Source organism: Hydrogenophaga sp. ANAO-22 (assembly GCF_042466645.1).
In the GTDB taxonomy this organism is placed as follows: Bacteria; Pseudomonadota; Gammaproteobacteria; order Burkholderiales; family Burkholderiaceae_C; genus Hydrogenophaga.
In genome coordinates this window covers 4,132,682-4,150,186 of the sequence record NZ_CP159956.1, presented here as the reverse complement: position 1 = coordinate 4,150,186, position 17,505 = coordinate 4,132,682, and the positions used below count along the sequence as shown (strand labels likewise).

The window sequence follows — 17,505 nt, the reverse complement described above, 5'->3', positions numbered from 1 at the left end:
TGTAAGCCCTTAGCGGACGCGGGTTTACCCTGGTTTTAGGTGCAACTCCCCAGACCGCATCAGCGCGATTGGCAGTGCATTAGTCTTTTTGATTGTTGAGTTTCTTGAGCTCGCGCAGCTTATCGGCGATGCGCAACTCCAGCCCACGCTCGACCGGGCGGTAGAAGCCCGGGTCGGCCATGCCATCGGGCAGATAGCGTTCACCGGCCGCGAAACCGCCCTCTTCGTCGTGCGCGTAGCGGTAGCCCTTGCCGTAGTCCAGCGACTTCATGAGCTTGGTCGGCGCGTTGCGCAGGTGCATGGGCACGGGGCGGGTGCCGTCCTTCTTCACAAAGGCCTTGGCTTCATTGAAGGCTTTGTAGACCGCGTTGGACTTGGGCGCCACCGCCAGGTACACCACGCACTCGGCCAGGGCCAGCTCGCCCTCGGGACTGCCCAGGCGTTCGTACACCTCGGCGGCGTCCAGGGCCAGGCGCAAGGCGCGGGGATCGGCCAGGCCGATGTCCTCGCTGGCCATGCGGATGAAGCGGCGGGCCATGTACCGGGGTTCGGCGCCCCCGTCGAGCATGCGCACGAACCAGTACAGGGCGGCATCGGGGTCGGAACCGCGCACGCTTTTGTGCAGGGCGCTGATGGTGTCGTAGAACTGTTCGCCGCCCTTGTCGTAGCGGCGCATGCGCTCGCCCAGGACCTTGAGCAGCCAGGCATCGCTCACCTCGGCGAGTTTTTCCCGCCCGGCCGCCACCGCCAGGGTCTCCAGCGTGTTGAGCAGGCGGCGCGCATCCCCATCGGCGTAGGCGATAAGGCGGTCCACGGCGGTCGATTCGATGGCCGGTACCGCGTCGATCGCCTGGGACTTGGCCACGATCTGACGCAGATCGTCTTCCGACAAGGGTCGCAGCACGTAGACAGCCGCGCGCGAGAGCAACGCCGAATTGACCTCGAACGAGGGGTTTTCGGTGGTGGCACCTATGAAGGTGAACAGGCCGCTTTCCACGTGCGGCAGGAAGGCGTCCTGCTGGCTCTTGTTGAAGCGGTGCACCTCGTCCACGAACAGGATGGTGCGCTGGGGCGAGAGGCCACTGCGCGCCACCTCGGCCCGCTCCACGGCCTCGCGGATGTCCTTGACGCCGCCCAGCACCGCGCTGATGGTGAGGAACTGCGCGTCGAACGCGTCGGCCATCAGGCGGGCGATGGTGGTCTTGCCCACGCCCGGTGGGCCCCAGAGAATGCAGCTGTGCGGCTGTCCCGATTCGAAGGCCAGGCGCAAGGCCATGCCCTCGCCCAGCATGTGCTGCTGGCCGATCACCTCGGCCAGCGTGCGCGGGCGCAGGCGCTCGGCCAGGGGCACGTGGGTACTGGCGGTCGACACGGCGAAACGATCAGGGTTTGACGACAGCGGCACCCGGTGGCGGCTGGAACTTGAAGTCCCCCGCCTTCAGCGGCGCATTGGCCTGCCAGCTGTTGAAGGTGAGCACCGAGCGCTGGCCCAGGCTGTCCTCGATGTCCAGCACCGACAGCTGCCCCTGGCGAAAGCCCACGCGCACCACTTGCAGCTGGCCGTTGCGATCCTTCGGGCGGGCTTCCAGCCACTCCAGGCCATCGCGGGCGGCGGCCGGCTTGAGTTCGAACGCGTCCGAGAGCCCTTTGAGATCGGTCCCGGCCGCGATCAGCGCGGCAGGCGTGCTGCCCAAGGCTTCCTTCTGCGAACGCGATGTCACCTGGTTCAGGTCCACGTCGTAGAGCCACAGGGTCTGGCCGTCGGCCACGATGGTCTGCTCGAACGGCTTGGCGTACACGAAGCGGAAACGGTTGGGCCGCAGGAATTCGAACGTGCCGCTGGAGGTCTTGCTGCGCGCCACGGTTTCGTTGGCGCGCTTGGGCGAGGTCACGACCTGGGTGAAGCCGGCCTTGCCGCTGTCCACTTCACGCAGGAATCTTTCGAGGTCTTGCAGGCCATCGGCGTGGGCGGCGAGCGCGGCCAGCGACAACGCGCAGGAAGTGAGGAGTTGCTTGATCATGGACGGTAGGACCCGGTTGCGCCGACTTGGTTGCATGCCGGCGGGCTTCATTCCCCGCCGCGCGAGGGCACCAGGATGTCGCGCTGCCCGCTGGAGGTGAGCGCGCTGACCAGCCCCGCGTTCTCCATATCCTCCAGCAGACGCGCCGCGCGGTTGTAACCAATCTTCAGCTTGCGCTGCACATAGGAGATGCTGGCCTTGCGGTCCTTGAGCACGATCTCGACGGCCTGGTCGTACAGCGCATCCTTCTCGCCACTGCCACCCTCGCCACCGCCTTCGCCGAACAGGTCGCCCCCTTCGCCGTCGCCCATGCTGCCTTCGAGCACGCCGTCGATGTAGTTGGGTTCGCCGCCCTGCTCTTTCAGGTAGGCCACCACGCGGTGCACCTCGTCGTCGCTGACGAAGGCGCCGTGCACGCGGATCGGGAAACCCGTGCCGGAGGGCATGTAAAGCATGTCGCCCATGCCCAGCAGGCTTTCGGCGCCCATCTGGTCGAGGATGGTGCGGCTGTCGATCTTGCTGCTGACCTGGAACGACAAGCGCGTGGGGATGTTGGCCTTGATCAGGCCGGTGATCACGTCCACGCTCGGGCGCTGGGTCGCCAGGATCAGGTGGATGCCGGCCGCGCGCGCCTTCTGGGCCAGGCGGGCGATCAGCTCCTCGATCTTCTTGCCCACCACCATCATCAGGTCGGCGAGTTCGTCGATCACGACCACGATGTAGGGCAGGCGCTCCAGCGGCTCAGGCTGCTCCGGCGTGAGGCTGAACGGGTTGCCGATGATCTCGCCGCGCGCCGTGGCCTCGTCGATCTTGGTGTTGAAGCCCGCGAGGTTGCGCACGCCCATCTTGCTCATGAGCTTGTAGCGCTTCTCCATCTCGGCCACGCACCAGTTCAGGCCGTTGGCCGCGTGCTTCATGTCCGTCACGACCGGCGCGAGCAGGTGCGGAATGCCCTCGTAGACGCTCATCTCCAGCATCTTGGGATCGATCAGCAACAGGCGCACGTCGCGCGCGTCGGCCTTGTAGAGCAGCGACAGGATCATCGCGTTGATGCCCACCGACTTGCCCGAACCGGTGGTACCGGCCACGAGGCAGTGCGGCATCTTGGCGAGGTCGGCCACCACGGGCTGGCCCCCGATGTCCTTGCCCAGGCCCATGGTCAGCATGGACTTGGCGTCGTTGTAGACCTGCGAACCCAGGATCTCGCTGAGCTTGATGGTCTGGCGCTTGGCGTTGGGCAGTTCCAGCGCCATCAGGTTCTTGCCGGGGATGGTCTCGATCACGCGGATCGACACCAGCGACAGCGAACGGGCCAGGTCACGGCCCAGGTTGACGATCTGTGAACCCTTCACTCCGGTGGCGGGTTCGATTTCATAACGCGTGATCACGGGGCCCGGGGCCGCCGCCACCACGCGCACTTCCACGCCGAAGTCCTTGAGCTTCTTCTCGATCAGCCGGCTGGTCATCTCCAGCGTCTGGCTGTCCACCCCGGCCTGGTGCAAGGGGGCGCTGTCGAGCAGGTCCACCTGCGGCAGCTTGCTGTCGGGCAGCTCGGTGAACAGCGGTTTCTGGCGCTCCTTGGCCACGCGCTCGCTCTTGGGCACATCGACCAGCGTGGGTTCGATCACCACGGGCACCGGGTGGTGCTCCTCGATCTCGACGCGCTCGACCTTCACCACCTCTTCGCGCTCGCGCGCGGCCTTCTCGCCGATGCGCTGGTCCTCCACCGCCTCGCGCTTCTCGCGCCGGGCCTCGAACCAGCCATCCAGCGTGTGCCCGACTTCCTCTGCCCAGTGGCCCCAGGAGAAGCGGAAGACGGTGGGCAGACACACCAGCAGCACCGCCAGCATGGCCAGCGCCGAACCGGTGAAGCCCAGCCAGCGCATCGCCACAGGCCCCAGCGCATGGCCCAGCACGCCCCCTGCGTGGTCGGGCAACAAGGCTTCCAACCGGTAGAGGCGGCTCCATTCCAGCACCGTGCTGGCCGCCATCAGGCCGACCAAGGCCAGCCAGAACAGCGCGCGGCGCGCCCAGGGGCGGTGCCAGAGGCGATCGCCGGCCATGGCTTCATCGCCCGAACCTTGCGCGCCGCGGATCCAGCGCGCCAGGGTGGACAACCAGGCCCGCACCCCGGCGAGAAACAGCCACCAGACCGAAAAGCCGAGCAGGTAATAGCTCCAGTCCGACAGCATGGCGCCCAGGCGGCCACCCCAGTTGCTCACCTCGGTGGAGGTGCCCGTGGTGCTCCAGGCAGGGTCGGCCAGGGAATGGCTGAGCAGCGCCAGCAGCCAGAACGCGAGCGCCGCAGCGCCCAGCACCAGGCCGATTTCCTGGGCAAACCGGGACACACCCGCTGGCGCCGCGGAACCGCGGTCGGCGTTGAGGGTGTTGAGTGAATAAGTCATAGGCCTCGCTGAAATCCAGCGACAAGCTTACCCCATGACAGCCACCGACCGGGCGACGCCGGCCGGGTGCGAAAGAGCCCTCAACCGAGCGAGTTGAGGCGCTCCTTGATGACGGTGCTGCCCTCTTCGGTCACCTCGATGAAGCCCCGGTCTTCCAGGTCCTTCATGACGCGACTGACCATCTCGCGGGAAGCCCCGATCATCTTGGCCACGTCCTGGCGCGAGACCCGGTCCTTGATGGTCAGGACGCCGTCCTTGTCGGGCTGGGCGAACTCCAGCAGGGCTCGGGCGACACGCCCATACACATCCATCAGCGCGAGTGACTCGATCTTGCGGTCCGCGTGGCGCAGGCGCTGCACCAGGCCGCGCATGACCGCATAAGCCATGGAGGTGTTTTCCGGCAGGCAGCGCGCGAATTCGGTGCGCCCCAGGATCAGCACGTCGGTCTGCACCTCGGCGCGCACGGTGGCCGAATGCGGCTGGTTGTCGATCAGGCTCATCTCGCCCACGTAGTCGCCCGGGTTCATGGTGGCCAGGATCACCTCACGCCCCCGGGTGTCGGTGGTGACCACCCGCGCCCGCCCGGTCAGCACGATGGCCAGGCAGTTGGACTTCTTGCCCTGCTCGACGATGCACTCCCCCCGCTTGAAGCGCCGCTTGACCACCGAATCGGCCACCGATTCGGCCTGGGCCTGGGTCAAGGTGGAAAACAAGGGAACCCTGCGGATCAGGTCGAGATTGGACAGGAGAGACATGCGTGTATTCCTTGGTTGGGACGGCGCGCGCGGCGCTCTTTCATACAATGATTCGCACACATTGGGCGCCACGCGGCACTGGATTTGCCCCCGAACGCGCCCATATAACCACCGACTCTAAACCACTTGGCCCCAAATTCGATGGGGCGCTCAACATGAAACACGCGAAAGTCCTCATCCTGGGTTCAGGCCCTGCCGGCTACACCGCGGCCGTCTACGCCGCGCGCGCCAACCTCAACCCCGTGCTCATCACCGGCATCGCCCAGGGCGGCCAGCTCATGACCACGACCGATGTGGACAACTGGCCCGCCGATGCCGAAGGCGTGCAGGGCCCCGACCTGATGCAGCGTTTCCTGGCGCACGCCGAGCGCTTCAAGACCGAGATCATCTTCGACCACATCAACGCGGTCGACTTCTCCAAGCGCCCCTTCGTGCTCAAGGGCGACAGCGGTGAATACAGCTGCGATGCACTCATCATCGCCACCGGCGCGTCGGCCAAGTACCTCGGCCTGCCCTCCGAGGAAGCCTTCATGGGCAAGGGCGTGTCGGGTTGCGCCACCTGCGACGGCTTCTTCTACCGTGGCCAGGAAGTCAGCGTGGTCGGCGGCGGCAACACGGCCGTGGAAGAGGCGCTGTACCTGTCCAACATCGCCAGCAAGGTCACGCTGGTCCACCGCCGCGACACCTTCAAGGCCGAAGCCATCCTGATCGACAAGCTGATGGAGAAGGTCGCCGCCGGCAAGATCGAGCTCAAACTGCACAGCACGCTGGACGAGGTGCTGGGCGACCCGACCGGCGTGACCGGCGTTCGCCTGAAAAGCGTGAAGACCGGTGCGACCGAAGACCTGGATGTCAAAGGCTGCTTCATCGCCATCGGCCACCAGCCGAACACCGACATCTTCAAGGGCCAGCTGGACATGAAGGACGGCTACATCACCACCCGTTCGGGCCTGCAGGGCATGGCCACCATGACCAGCGTGCCCGGCGTGTTCGCCGCCGGCGACGTGCAGGACCACGTGTACCGCCAGGCCATCACCAGCGCCGGCACCGGCTGCATGGCCGCCCTCGACGCCCAGCGTTTCCTGGAGCAGAACGCCGCCTGAACGCGGGGCTGATGGCCGGCCTTGGCGGCTTGGCCGCCAGTTGGCTATAATTGCGGGCTTTGCTGAGATTTACCGGCTTGCCCGGGCACGAAGCAGATTCGGGTTACCGCCACCCTTTCCTGGCGAGGTGAGGCTGATGGGCCGACACGGAGACACCTCCGGTTCGCGGTCCGCAGCTGTTTGAAATGATCGGAGTGTCCTCATGGCACGCGTCTGCGACGTCACGGGCAAGAAGCCCATGGTCGGGAACAACGTTTCCCACGCCAACAACAAAACCAAGCGCCGGTTCCTGCCGAACCTGCAATACCGCCGATTCTGGGTCGAGAGCGAAAACCGCTGGGTGCGTCTGCGCGTCTCCGGTGCCGCCCTGCGCCTGATCGACAAAAACGGCATTGACGCCGTGCTCGCCGACCTGCGCGCACGCGGTCAAGCTTAAGGAGAACCGAACATGGCAACCAAAGGCGCACGCGAGAAGATCAAGCTGGAATCCACCGCTGGAACCGGCCACTTCTACACCACCACCAAGAACAAGAAGACCACGCCCGAGAAGATGCTGATCAAGAAATTTGATCCCAAGGCTCGCAAGCACGTGGACTACAAGGAAATCAAGCTCAAGTAATCGAGCCGATTCCCAACAAAAAACCCGCTGTGAAAACAGCGGGTTTTTTTATTCCTTCCAAGGGCCACGGATCCGGCTTTGCCAGTAGTCCGTCAGCGCCGCCCCCTTGAGGGGGGTGACGCGCCGCAGGCACGGCGCAGGGGTGGGCCAATCAGGCGTGGGCGGAACGCAGGCGGATCGAGAAGTCGCGCAGTGCGGCGATGCCACTTTCCTCAGCGCGGCGGCACCAGGCCTGCAGATCCACGGCGAGCTGTTCGCGGGTGGAGTTCGTGCTCGACCACAGGGCGCGCAGTTCTTCGCGCATGGTCACCATCTTGTCGAGCACCGGGTGCTCGGCGCGCACCTGGGCCAACTGGGGCTTGACGTTGGCCGGCACCTTGTCGTCATCGCGGTGCAGCCAGCGGCGCGCGGCCTGCAGCACGGTGGCGTCGCCGCGGCGCTGCTTCAGGGCCTCGAGTTCGTGCTTGCAGGCGGCGCGCATTTCGCGCGCATAACCGGCCATCACCTCGTAGCGGTTGGCGATGATCGCCTCCAGCGTCTTCTCGTCGGCCACCGGGCGCACGGCGCCATAGGCCATCTTCGGCGGCACCTTCTTCACCGAGGCCAAGCCCACGGACTTCAGCATGGTGATGTACATCCAGCCGATGTCGAATTCGTAGGGCTTGACCGACAGCTTGGCCGAGGTCGGGTAGGTGTGGTGGTTGTTGTGCAGCTCTTCGCCGCCAATGAGGATGCCCCAGGGCGACACGTTGGTGCTGCCGTCGGCGGCTTCGAAATTGCGGTAGCCCCACCAGTGGCCGATGCCGTTGATGATGCCGGCGGCGGTGATGGGAATCCAGGCCATCTGCAGCGCCCAGACCGACAGGCCCAGGACCCCGAACAGCGCCACGTTGATGATCAGCATCAGGCTCACGCCCAGGCGCGAGCGGCCGGTGTAGAGGTGCTTTTCAATCCAGTCGTTCGGCGTGTTGTGGCCGTAGCGCTCCATGGTCTCGGCGTTCTTGGCCTCGGCCCGGTAGAGTTCGGCGCCCTCGTAGAAGACCTTCTTGATGCCGAAGATGTGCGGGCTGTGCGGATCACCTTCGTGTTCGCATTTGGCGTGGTGCTTGCGGTGGATGGCCGTCCACTCCTTGGTGACCATGCCGGTGGTCATCCAGAGCCAGAAGCGGAAGAAGTGCGACGCGATCGGGTGCAGGTCCAGCGACCGGTGTGCGGAATGGCGGTGCAGGTAGATGGTGACGCTGGCGATCGTGATGTGCGTGAACACCAGGGCCACGATAAGCACCTGCCACCAGGCGGCGCCCGTCAGGCCGCTGGCCAAAAACTGGATCAGGCCATCCCAGACAGCAGAGAAGATTCCGGAATCGGAAGAAAACATGGGGTTCCTAAAAGACCGCCCTGGGTCACGGACATGGAGGGGCGCCAAGCCCATGGGCGGTGTGGGCCAGCGAAGCTTGGATTTTAAGGCCGGGGGTGCAAATCACCAACCCATGGACGGCCAGGGATGAAAACTTAAGCCTTTATTTCAGGCGACTTGAACACAATTCAAGCCTTTTTCCGCCAAACGGCAGCAAAAAAGCCGTCTGTTGCGTGCCGATGCGGCCACAAACGCAGCCATTTCCCATTGTCGCCCGCACACAGGGTGGATGCCCCGAAAACGTGCACCCCCTCCAGCAGGCTGGCTACCGGCATCGGTTCGAAGTCCGGGTGGGCCGGTTCGAATGCCGCGCACACGGCCTCGTTTTCGGCCTGGAGCAGGCTGCAGGTCGCGTACACCAGCCGGCCGCCGGGCTTGAGCAGGCGGGCGGCGCTGTGCAGGATGGCCTGCTGCAGCTCGGCCTGGGCGGCCACGGTCTGCGGCGTCTGGCGCCATTTCAGGTCCGGGCTGCGCCGCAGGGTACCCAGGCCCGAGCAGGGCGCGTCGACGAGCACGCGGTCGATCTTGCCGGCCAGGCGTTTGATGCGGTCGTCCCGCTCGTGGGCGATCGCCACCGGGTGCACGTTGGACAGGCCGCTGCGCGCCAGCCGGGGCTTGAGCGCGTCGAGCCGGTGGCCGGAGGTGTCGAAGGCATAGAGCCGGCCGCTGTTGCGCATGGCGGCGCCGATGGCCAGGGTCTTGCCCCCGGCACCGGCGCAGAAATCGACCACCATCTCGCCGCGCTTGGCATCCAGCAGCAGGGCCAGCAGCTGAGAGCCTTCGTCCTGCACTTCCACCTCACCCTGCACGAAGGCCGGCAGTTTGGCCAGCGAGGGCTTGCCCTGCAGGCGGATGCCCAGGGGCGAATACGGCGTGGCCGCCCCCGTGAGCCCGGCCTTCTGCAGGCCGGCCAGGGCGGCATCTCGCTTGGCCTTGAGCACGTTCACCCGCAGGTCCAGGGGCGCGGGCTGGTTCAGGCTGGCGACCAGCGCGTCGAATTCGTCGCCCACCTGCTCGCGCAGGGCCGTGGCCAGCCATTCGGGCAGGTTGTGGCGGTGCGGCGCCATCAGGTCGGCGTCGGTGACGGCGTCGCAATGGTCGAGCCAGCTTTTTTCGGCGTCCGTCAGGGCGCTCTTGACGAAGTCGCGGTCGCCCGGAAAGGCCAGGATCGCCAGCCGGCGCCATTTGGAGCCGCTGCCGGAGCGGGCCAGCCACTCCAGCTTGAGGCGCTCGCGCAGGATGGTGTAGACGGTGTCGGACAGCGTGGCCCGCTCGCGTGGGCCCAGGGAACGGTTTTCACGGAAATGGCGCGCGACGACCGCGTCGGCGGGGTGCTCGAACTTGAAGACCTGCTCGATCAGGCTGGCGCTTTCGTCCAGAAGGGCTTTGGGGTGCATAAGCCGTATTGTCCACCGGGGATAATCAGAGGCTATGTCCGACATCCCGAACCAGGTGCGCCGCCGGCGCACTTTCGCCATCATCTCCCACCCCGACGCGGGCAAGACCACCCTCACCGAGAAGCTGCTGCTGTTCTCGGGCGCGATCAACATCGCGGGCAGCGTGAAGGCGCGCAAGGCCGCGCGCCACGCCACCAGCGACTGGATGGAAATCGAAAAGCAGCGGGGCATCTCGGTCGCTTCATCGGTGATGCAGATGGAGTACCGCGACTGCGTGATCAACCTGCTGGACACCCCGGGGCACCAGGACTTCTCGGAAGACACCTACCGCGTGCTCACGGCCGTGGACGCGGCGCTGATGGTGATCGACGCCGGCAACGGCGTGGAGCCCCAGACCCGCCGCCTGCTGCAGGTCTGCCGCGCGCGCAACACGCCCATCCTGACCTTCGTCAACAAGATGGACCGCGAGGTGCAGGCCCCGCTGGACCTGATGGACGAGATCGAGCGTGAGCTGGGCATGACGGTCGTGCCCTTCACGTGGCCGGTGGGCATGGGCAAGACCTTCCGGGGCGTGTTCGACCGCCGCACCGACCAGATGCGCGTGTTCGCCGCCGGTGAAGATCGCCGCGGTGGCGACGAGGACGTGCTGGCCGGCCTGGACAACCCCGAGAGCCTGCAGCGCTTCGGCGCCGAGTTCGCGCAGGCGCGCGACGAGCTGGAGCTGGTGGCCGGCGCCTCGCCCGCGTTCGAGGAGGCCAAGTTCCTCGCCGGCCAGCAGACGCCCATGCTGTTCGGCTCGGCGGTGAACAACTTCGGCGTGCGCGAGGTGCTCGACGCCCTGGTCGATCTGGCGCCGCCCCCGGGCGAACGGCCCGCGATCCAGCGCGTAGTGAAACCCGAGGAGACCAAGTTCAGCGGCGTGGTCTTCAAGATCCAGGCCAACATGGACCCGGCGCACCGCGACCGCATCGCTTTCGTGCGCGTGGCCAGCGGCCATTTCGAGCGCGGCATGAAACTCAAGGTGGTGCGCTCGGGCAAGGACCTGCGACCCAACACCGTGGTGAGCTTCCTGTCACAGCGCCGCGAACTGCTCGACGAAGCCTTTGCCGGCGACATCATCGGCATCCCCAACCATGGCGTGCTGCAACTGGGCGACACCCTCACCGAGGGCGAAAGCCTGCAGTTCACCGGCCTGCCCTTCTTCGCGCCGGAAATCATCCGCAGCGTGGAAGTGGCCGATCCGCTGCGCAGCAAGCAGCTGCGCGCGGGCCTGACCCAGCTCGGCGAAGAGGGTGCCATCCAGGTGTTCCGCCCTGTGGCGGGTTCGGTGCTGCTGCTGGGCGCCGTGGGTCAGCTGCAGTTCGAGGTGGTCGCGCACCGCCTGGAGCACGAGTACGGCGTGAAAGCCCGCATCATGAACAGCCCCTACCAGGTGGCGCGCTGGGTGACCTGCGCACCCGAGGACGGTGGCGAGGTCGAACTCAAGCGCTTCATCGACGCCAACAGCCACCGCGTGGCGCTGGACGCGGTGGACGCGCCCACGCTGCTGGTGGACCACTCGGCCACCCTGCGCGCCGTGGAGGCCAACTGGCCGAAGATCAAGTTCCACGCCATGCGCGAACACGCGGGGCTGGTGTTCGCCAAGGGCGTCTGATCAGGCGGCGGCCAGCAGCCGCTCCACCGCGCGGGGGTAGATCACATGCTCCTGCGTGAGCACCCGCGCCGCCAGCGCCTCGGGCGTGTCGCCCGGCAGCACCGGCACCACCGCCTGCGCCAGGATCTCGCCGTGGTCGAGCTCGCTGGTCACGCGGTGCACCGTGGCACCCGCGAAGCGGCAACCCATCTCGATCGCGCGCTGGTGCGTCTTGAGCCCCGGGAAGGCGGGCAACAGGCTGGGGTGGATGTTCACCAGCCGGCCTTCGTAGTGCTGCACGAAACCCGGGGTGAGAATGCGCATGAAGCCCGCCAGCACCACCAGCGCGGGGCCGTGGCGGTCGATCTCGGCCATCAGCGCGGCGTCGAAGGCCTCGCGGCTGGCGTAGGTGGTGTGGTCCAGCGCGGCGGTGGCGATGCCCTGTTCCTTCGCCCAGGCCAGGCCCTGGGCCGCGGCCTTGTTGCTCACCACGGCCGACACGCGCGCGCCGAACCGGGCCTGCCAGCGGTGCGTCCGGGCGGTTTCCACGATGGCGGCCATGTTGGAGCCGCTGCCGGAGATGAGAATCACGATGTTTTTGTTCACGCCAGACATGGCCGGGAAGTGTAATGACCTCAGACCTGCAAACCCCTTCAGCCGGCCGCCCGCGCGGCCACGATTTCCAGCAGCGCCCGCTCTCGCCCGCCGAGGCGCGCGTGCTCGGCACCCTCATGGAGAAGGCGCGCACCGTGCCCGACAGCTACCCCATGACGCTCAACGCCCTGGTGACGGGCTGCAACCAGAAGTCCAGCCGCGACCCGGTGATGAACCTGGCCGACGCCCTGGTGCTGGAGGCGCTGGACGAGCTGCGCAGCCTGCACATGGTGATGGAGGGCAGCGGCAGCCGGGTCACCCGCTACGAACACAATTTCGCGCGCGCCGTGGGCGTGCCCGAACAATCCGCCGTGCTGCTGGGCATGTTGATGCTGCGCGGCCCGCAGACCGCCGGTGAGCTGCGCCTGAACACCGAGCGCTGGTACAAGTTCCTGGACATCGCCTCGGTCGACGGCTTCCTGGAGGAACTGCAGGGCCGCAGCGCCGAGAAAGGCGGCCCGCTGGTGGTGAAGCTGCCGCGCGCACCCGGCGCCCGGGAGCAGCGCTGGGCCCACCTGCTCTGCGGCCCGGTGGACACCAGCGCCGTCGCGGCGGCGCCGTCCACCCAGGGCAGCGCGGCCACCGAAGACGAACTGATCGCCCTCACCCGCCGGGTGGCCACGCTGGAAAACACCGTGGCCCAGTTGCAGGACCAGCTTCAGAATCTGAATGAGCAGCTCGGCTTGTCGCAGCCCGGACAGCCATAAAACGAACGGTCGTGCGAAACTGGCCGGCGTTGTTCAATTTGCCGGCACACATCCTGTGGCGGCCACCAGGAGACATTCCATGGATTTGGCATTCACGCCCGAAGAACAGGCGTTTCGCGAAGACATCCGGGGCTGGGTCAAGGCCAACCTGCCCGCCGAGATCGCCCACAAAGTGCACAACGCGCTGCGCCTGACGCGCGACGACATGCAGCGCTGGGCCAAGATTCTCGGCAAGAAGGGCTGGCTGGGCTGGGGCTGGCCCAAGGAGTTTGGCGGCCCGGGCTGGACCGCGGTGCAGAAGCACCTGTTCGAGGAAGAATGCGCCCTGGCCGGCGCTCCGCGCGTGGTGCCCTTCGGCCCCGTGATGGTGGCGCCGGTGATCATGGCCTTCGGCAACAAGGAACAGCAGCAGCGTTTCCTGCCCGGCATCGCCAGCGGCGAGGTGTGGTGGAGCCAGGGCTACAGCGAACCCGGCTCGGGCTCGGACCTGGCCTCGGTCAAAACCCGCGCCGAGCGCCAGGGCGACAAGTACATCGTCAACGGCCAGAAGACCTGGACCACGCTGGGCCAGTACGGCGAGTGGATCTTCTGCCTGGTGCGCACCAGCACCGAGGGCAAGCCGCAGACCGGCATCTCCTTCCTGCTGATCGACATGAAGTCTCCCGGCGTCACCGTGCGGCCCATCAAGCTGCTGGACGGTGAGAGCGAGGTGAACGAAGTCTGGTTCGACAACGTCGAGGTGCCAGCGGAGAACCTGATCGGCGAGGAGAACAAGGGCTGGACCTACGCCAAGCACCTGCTCAGCCACGAACGCACCAACATCGCCGACGTGAACCGCGCCAAGCGCGAGCTCGAGCGCCTGAAGCGCATCGCCAAGACCGAAGGCGTGTGGGACGACCTGCGTTTCCGCGACCAGATCGCGCTGCTCGAAGTCGACGTGGTGGCGCTGGAGATGCTGGTGCTGCGCGTGCTCTCGGCCGAGAAATCGGGCAAGAACTCGCTCGACATCGCCGGTCTGCTCAAGATCAAGGGCAGCGAGATCCAGCAGCGCTACAGCGAACTCATGATGCTCGCGGCCGGCCCTTACAGCCTGCCCTTCATCGAGGAGGCCATGGAAGCCGGCTGGCAAGGCGACTTCCCTGGCGGCGTCACCGCCAACGCGCCGCTGGCGTCCACCTACTTCAACATGCGCAAGACCACCATCTACGGCGGCAGCAACGAAGTGCAGCGCAACATCGTCGCGCAAACCGTTCTGGGCTGAGGAGAAAAACATGGACTTTGATTTCAGCGACGACCAACAGCAACTGCGCGACGCCGTGCGCAAATGGGTCGACAAGGGCTACACCTTCGAGCGCCGCAACGGCATCGTGGCCGCGGGCGGCTTCGCCCGCGCCGCCTACGGTGAATTGGCCGAACTCGGCCTGGCCGGCCTTTACGTGAGCGAGGACGACGGCGGCCTGGGCATGGGCCCCATCGAAGGCATGGTGGTCATGGAAGAGCTGGGGCGCGGCATCGTGCTCGAACCCCTGGCCCAGACCCTCATCACCTCCGGCGTGCTGGGCGGTTACGCGCCGGCCGACCTCAAGGCCGCGTGGTTGCCGCGCATGGCCTCGGGCGAAGCGCTGGTGGTGCTCGCGCACCAGGAGCGCAAGGCCCGCTACAAGCTCGACGTGTGCGCCACCACCGCCACCCAGGCCGGCAGCAGCTGGACGGTCTCGGGCAGCAAGAACGTGGTGCCCGCCGCCGACCAGGCCGACGCCTTCGTCGTGCCCGCCGTGGCCGGCGGCAAGCTCGCCCTGTTCCTGGTGGAGCGCACCGCCGCTGGTGTGGCCACGCGCGGCTACGGCACGCAGGACGGCGGCCGTGCGGGTGACCTCACGCTCAAGGACGCCCCGGCCCAACTGATCACCACCGATGGCCTGACCGCGCTGGAACACGCCGTGGACATCGGCATCGCCGCCGCCTGCGCCGAAGCCGTGGGCGTGATGGACAAGACCGTGGCCATCACCGTCGAGTACATGAACACGCGCAAGCAGTTCGGCGTGGCCATCGCCAGCTTCCAGGCGCTGCGCCACCGCGTGGCCGACATGAAGATGCAGCTGGAGCTGGCGCGCTCCATGAGCTACTACGCCAGCCTCAAGCTCAACGCCCCGGCGCCAGAGCGCCGCGCGGCCATGGCGCGGGCCAAGGTGCAGCTGGGCACGGCCATGCGCTTCGTCGGACAACAGGCGGTGCAGCTGCACGGCGGCATCGGCGTGACCGACGAGTACATCGTGAGCCACTACTTCAAGAAGCTCACGCAGCTGGAAATGACCTACGGCGACACCCTGCACCACCTGGGCGAGGTCTCCGCCCGGATGCAGGACACGGCCGGCGTGTTCGCCTGATCCCCCCAGCGGCCCGCACCCAGCGGGCCGCGGTGTTTTGGCCACCCCTTCAACAGGAGAGACCCGATGCCCACCCGCCGAACCGTTTTCGCCACCGTCGCCAGCGGCCTGTTGCTGGCGGCCTGTGCCAGCGCACCCCGAGGTGCGGGGCAGCCACCCATCGTGTTCGTGCACGGCAACGGCGACTCCGCCTCGATCTGGCAGACCACCCTGTGGCGCTTCGAGTCCAACGGCTGGCCGCGCGAGCGCCTGCACGCGATCGACCTGCCCTACCCGCTCGCGCGCGACGACGACGGCAAGGCCCAGCCGGGGCGCTCGTCCACGGCCGAGCACATGGCTTTCCTCAAGGCCGAGGTGGACAAGGTCCTGAGGGCCACCGGCGCGCCGCAGGTGGTGCTGGTGGCCAATTCGCGCGGCGGCTACGCGGTGCGCAACTACATCCAGAACGGCGGCGGCGACAAGACCGTGAGCCACGCGGTGCTGGGCGGCACACCCAACCACGGCGTCTGGGCCATCAAGGGTTTCCGGGAGGCCAACGAATTCGCTGGCACCGGCCCCTTCCTGAGCGCGCTGAACGCGCCCAAGAACGCCGCCGGCGACGAAGTGGCCGGCCCGGTGAAGTGGATGACCCTGCGATCCGACAACAACGACAAGTTCGCCCAGCCCGACGGCGTGTGGATCGGCGCCCGGGGCACGCCCACCAACGTCGGTTTCGACGGGCCGGCGCTCAAGGGTGCCCACAATGTGGTGCTGCCCCGCGTGGACCACCGTGAAACGTCCTTCTCACCCGCGGCCTTCGACGCCATGCACCGCTTCATCACCGGCCAGGCGCCGCGCACGCTGGCCATCACCGCCCAGACACCGGTGGTGCTCAACGGCAAGGTCACCGGCCTGGGCGTGTCGCCCACCGACCCGGCCTCGGGCAACGAGACCAACAACCTGCCCGTGCCGGGCGCGCAGCTCACGGTGTACGCCACCGACCCCGCGACGGGCGAGCGCCTGGGCGCGGCCGTGCACAGCAAGACCGTGGGCGCCGATGGCCTCTGGGGCCCGTTCACCGCCCAGCCTGGCGTGGCCCACGAGTTCGTCATCAGTGCGCCGGGCTACGCCACCACGCACATCTACCGCAGCCCCTTCCCGCGTGGCAGCGAACTGATTCACCTGCGCGCCGAGCGCATCGCGGCCGCCGACCGCAGCGCGAAGTCCATCGTCACCTTCACCCGGCCGCGCGGCTACTTCGATGCCGCGCGCGACACGATGTCGTTCGATGGCAAGGCCCTGCCCGGTGTGCCGCCCGCCGGAGCGGGCGTGTCGAGTTCGAAGCTGCTGTCGACCCAGGACGGCACGCGCCTAGTTGCGGCTGAATTCAACGGCGAGAAGCTCGCCGGCCGCACCTGGCCGGCCGCGGACAACCATGTGGCAATTCTGGAGCTGACCTACTAGAGCGGCCGGCGTGCCATCCGCTCAGGCGTAGCGCGCCAACTGCTCGCGCAGCATGCCCCAGAGCGCTTCGGCGGGCCGGCTCAGCGTCGCGTCGCGCCGCCGGATCAGCCCGATGCGGCGGGCGACGTCGGGAGAGTGCAGCGGCCGCGTCAACAAATCGACAGCGGCGCCCGAATGCAGCGCCAGACGGGGCAGCACGCCAATGCCGACGCCGCCGCGCAGCAGCCCAAGCATGGACGACAAATGCTCCACCTCATCGAACCAGGGCGACGCGATGCCCGCGGCGGCGAGGGCTTCATCGATCTGCTGCCGGTTGGCGCTGGTGGAGCGGAGCGCCACCACGCGCCACGATTGAAGGTCTTTCCACGCCACGCGCCTGCGCCGTTGCAGCGGGTGCCCGGCGCGGAATGCGATCACATAGGGGTCATCGGCGCAGTGCTCGGCAAGCAGTTCGGCGGTCGGGTGCCCCAGCACACCGATGCCGAACTCGGCCTCGCGCGAAAGCACGGCCTGCGTCACACGCTGACCCGTGTCGTCCCGCAGGTGCAGTCGCACCTGGGGATAGCGCCGGCGGAATGCGTCGAGCACCGGCGGTAGCACCGCATAGGCCACCGTGGTGAGACAGGCCACGTCAATTCGGCCGGACTCTCCGCGCGCGCAACGCCCGGCCTCGGCGACGGCATCGTCGAGCTGATCGAGCAACAGCCCCGTCTTGCGCACCAGATCGAGCCCGAGCGGGCTCAGCGAGACGCGGCGCGTGGTTCGTTCCACCAGTGTCCCACCCACCACGGCCTCCAGTTGCGCGATGCGCCGGCTGAAGGCCGACTGCGTGATGTGCACGCTCTCGGCCGCGCGCACAAAACTCCCCGTGCGGTGCAGCGCCGTCAGTGCCCGCAGATCGTCCACCCGGTAATTCATGATCGCCATACATCAATTTCTGAAAATTGAGCAATATACAGAAAGT

Annotated in this window: 16 protein-coding genes; 8 read left to right on the top strand and 8 right to left on the bottom strand. The window is 67.1% G+C overall.

All coding sequences use genetic code 11. The annotated features are described in order from the left end of the window. Positions 1 to 79: 79 nt before the first annotated feature. The 4 genes from ABSY19_RS19950 to ABSY19_RS19935 form a co-directional block, all read right to left on the bottom strand. Positions 80 to 1,372 (bottom strand): replication-associated recombination protein A, encoded by a 1,293-nt coding sequence (locus ABSY19_RS19950; RefSeq protein ID WP_382155192.1) that lies wholly within the window; start codon positions 1,370 to 1,372, stop codon positions 80 to 82. Between the two features lie 10 nt (positions 1,373 to 1,382). Then, positions 1,383 to 2,018, bottom strand: coding sequence for an outer membrane lipoprotein chaperone LolA (lolA, locus tag ABSY19_RS19945; protein ID WP_382163881.1), 636 nt, complete (start codon positions 2,016 to 2,018; stop codon positions 1,383 to 1,385). 50 nt (positions 2,019 to 2,068) lie between these two features. Then, complete coding sequence (locus ABSY19_RS19940; protein ID WP_382155189.1) at positions 2,069 to 4,426, bottom strand: DNA translocase FtsK; 2,358 nt, start codon at positions 4,424 to 4,426, stop codon at positions 2,069 to 2,071. Between the two features lie 80 nt (positions 4,427 to 4,506). Further along, complete coding sequence (locus tag ABSY19_RS19935; RefSeq protein WP_204734019.1) at positions 4,507 to 5,181, bottom strand: Crp/Fnr family transcriptional regulator; 675 nt, start codon at positions 5,179 to 5,181, stop codon at positions 4,507 to 4,509. Between the two features lie 155 nt (positions 5,182 to 5,336). On the opposite strand from ABSY19_RS19935, the gene trxB reads away from it, so the two are divergent. The 3 genes from trxB (at position 5,337) to rpmG (ending at position 6,903) form a co-directional block, all read left to right on the top strand. Continuing rightward, positions 5,337 to 6,284 (top strand): thioredoxin-disulfide reductase, encoded by a 948-nt coding sequence (gene trxB / locus ABSY19_RS19930; protein ID WP_382155186.1) that lies wholly within the window; start codon positions 5,337 to 5,339, stop codon positions 6,282 to 6,284. Between the two features lie 202 nt (positions 6,285 to 6,486). Continuing rightward, positions 6,487 to 6,720, top strand: a complete 234-nt coding sequence (gene rpmB / locus ABSY19_RS19925; RefSeq protein ID WP_056269541.1) for a 50S ribosomal protein L28 — start codon at positions 6,487 to 6,489, stop codon at positions 6,718 to 6,720. 12 nt (positions 6,721 to 6,732) lie between these two features. Then, positions 6,733 to 6,903 carry a 50S ribosomal protein L33 gene (rpmG, locus tag ABSY19_RS19920; protein ID WP_056269543.1) on the top strand — a complete coding sequence of 57 codons (171 nt, stop codon included), beginning with the start codon at positions 6,733 to 6,735 and terminating at the stop codon, positions 6,901 to 6,903. Positions 6,904 to 7,054: 151 nt separating this feature from the next. On the opposite strand, the gene ABSY19_RS19915 is transcribed toward rpmG, so the two are convergent. Further along, positions 7,055 to 8,281, bottom strand: coding sequence for a fatty acid desaturase (locus tag ABSY19_RS19915; protein ID WP_382155182.1), 1,227 nt, complete (start codon positions 8,279 to 8,281; stop codon positions 7,055 to 7,057). 167 nt (positions 8,282 to 8,448) lie between these two features. After that, complete coding sequence (locus ABSY19_RS19910; RefSeq protein ID WP_382155179.1) at positions 8,449 to 9,717, bottom strand: RsmB/NOP family class I SAM-dependent RNA methyltransferase; 1,269 nt, start codon at positions 9,715 to 9,717, stop codon at positions 8,449 to 8,451. A gap of 34 nt (positions 9,718 to 9,751) precedes the next feature. On the opposite strand from ABSY19_RS19910, the gene ABSY19_RS19905 reads away from it, so the two are divergent. Next, positions 9,752 to 11,371: a peptide chain release factor 3 gene (locus ABSY19_RS19905; protein WP_382155176.1), complete on the top strand. Its 1,620-nt coding sequence runs from the start codon at positions 9,752 to 9,754 to the stop codon at positions 11,369 to 11,371. Here ABSY19_RS19905 and purN read toward each other — a convergent pair whose 3' ends face one another. Next, positions 11,372 to 11,965 carry a phosphoribosylglycinamide formyltransferase gene (gene purN / locus ABSY19_RS19900; RefSeq protein WP_382155173.1) on the bottom strand — a complete coding sequence of 198 codons (594 nt, stop codon included), beginning with the start codon at positions 11,963 to 11,965 and terminating at the stop codon, positions 11,372 to 11,374. A 14-nt stretch (positions 11,966 to 11,979) separates the two neighbouring features. On the opposite strand from purN, the gene ABSY19_RS19895 reads away from it, so the two are divergent. The 4 genes from ABSY19_RS19895 (at position 11,980) to ABSY19_RS19880 (ending at position 16,541) form a co-directional block, all read left to right on the top strand. Further along, on the top strand, positions 11,980 to 12,711 hold the full coding sequence (locus ABSY19_RS19895; protein ID WP_382155170.1) for a YceH family protein: 732 nt from the start codon (positions 11,980 to 11,982) through the stop codon (positions 12,709 to 12,711). Between the two features lie 79 nt (positions 12,712 to 12,790). Continuing rightward, positions 12,791 to 13,972 (top strand): acyl-CoA dehydrogenase family protein, encoded by a 1,182-nt coding sequence (locus ABSY19_RS19890; protein ID WP_382155167.1) that lies wholly within the window; start codon positions 12,791 to 12,793, stop codon positions 13,970 to 13,972. A gap of 10 nt (positions 13,973 to 13,982) precedes the next feature. Beyond that, complete coding sequence (locus tag ABSY19_RS19885) at positions 13,983 to 15,098, top strand: acyl-CoA dehydrogenase family protein (RefSeq protein ID WP_382155166.1); 1,116 nt, start codon at positions 13,983 to 13,985, stop codon at positions 15,096 to 15,098. Positions 15,099 to 15,164: 66 nt separating this feature from the next. Further along, a complete protein-coding gene (locus tag ABSY19_RS19880; protein WP_382155163.1) occupies positions 15,165 to 16,541 on the top strand; it encodes an alpha/beta fold hydrolase in 1,377 nt (458 codons plus the stop codon). Between the two features lie 21 nt (positions 16,542 to 16,562). Here ABSY19_RS19880 and ABSY19_RS19875 read toward each other — a convergent pair whose 3' ends face one another. After that, positions 16,563 to 17,468 (bottom strand): LysR family transcriptional regulator, encoded by a 906-nt coding sequence (locus tag ABSY19_RS19875; protein WP_382155161.1) that lies wholly within the window; start codon positions 17,466 to 17,468, stop codon positions 16,563 to 16,565. Positions 17,469 to 17,505 lie beyond the last annotated feature (37 nt).

Coding starts and splice junctions, on each gene's coding strand:
- ABSY19_RS19940 (WP_382155189.1), bottom strand. CDS start 4,426: ATGACTTATTCACTCAACACCCTCAACGCCGACCGCGGTTCCGCGGCG.
- ABSY19_RS19935 (WP_204734019.1), bottom strand. CDS start 5,181: ATGTCTCTCCTGTCCAATCTCGACCTGATCCGCAGGGTTCCCTTGTTT.
- trxB (WP_382155186.1), top strand. CDS start 5,337: ATGAAACACGCGAAAGTCCTCATCCTGGGTTCAGGCCCTGCCGGCTAC.
- rpmB (WP_056269541.1), top strand. CDS start 6,487: ATGGCACGCGTCTGCGACGTCACGGGCAAGAAGCCCATGGTCGGGAAC.
- rpmG (WP_056269543.1), top strand. CDS start 6,733: ATGGCAACCAAAGGCGCACGCGAGAAGATCAAGCTGGAATCCACCGCT.
- ABSY19_RS19915 (WP_382155182.1), bottom strand. CDS start 8,281: ATGTTTTCTTCCGATTCCGGAATCTTCTCTGCTGTCTGGGATGGCCTG.
- ABSY19_RS19910 (WP_382155179.1), bottom strand. CDS start 9,717: ATGCACCCCAAAGCCCTTCTGGACGAAAGCGCCAGCCTGATCGAGCAG.
- ABSY19_RS19905 (WP_382155176.1), top strand. CDS start 9,752: ATGTCCGACATCCCGAACCAGGTGCGCCGCCGGCGCACTTTCGCCATC.
- purN (WP_382155173.1), bottom strand. CDS start 11,965: ATGTCTGGCGTGAACAAAAACATCGTGATTCTCATCTCCGGCAGCGGC.
- ABSY19_RS19895 (WP_382155170.1), top strand. CDS start 11,980: ATGACCTCAGACCTGCAAACCCCTTCAGCCGGCCGCCCGCGCGGCCAC.
- ABSY19_RS19890 (WP_382155167.1), top strand. CDS start 12,791: ATGGATTTGGCATTCACGCCCGAAGAACAGGCGTTTCGCGAAGACATC.
- ABSY19_RS19885 (WP_382155166.1), top strand. CDS start 13,983: ATGGACTTTGATTTCAGCGACGACCAACAGCAACTGCGCGACGCCGTG.
- ABSY19_RS19880 (WP_382155163.1), top strand. CDS start 15,165: ATGCCCACCCGCCGAACCGTTTTCGCCACCGTCGCCAGCGGCCTGTTG.
- ABSY19_RS19875 (WP_382155161.1), bottom strand. CDS start 17,468: ATGGCGATCATGAATTACCGGGTGGACGATCTGCGGGCACTGACGGCG.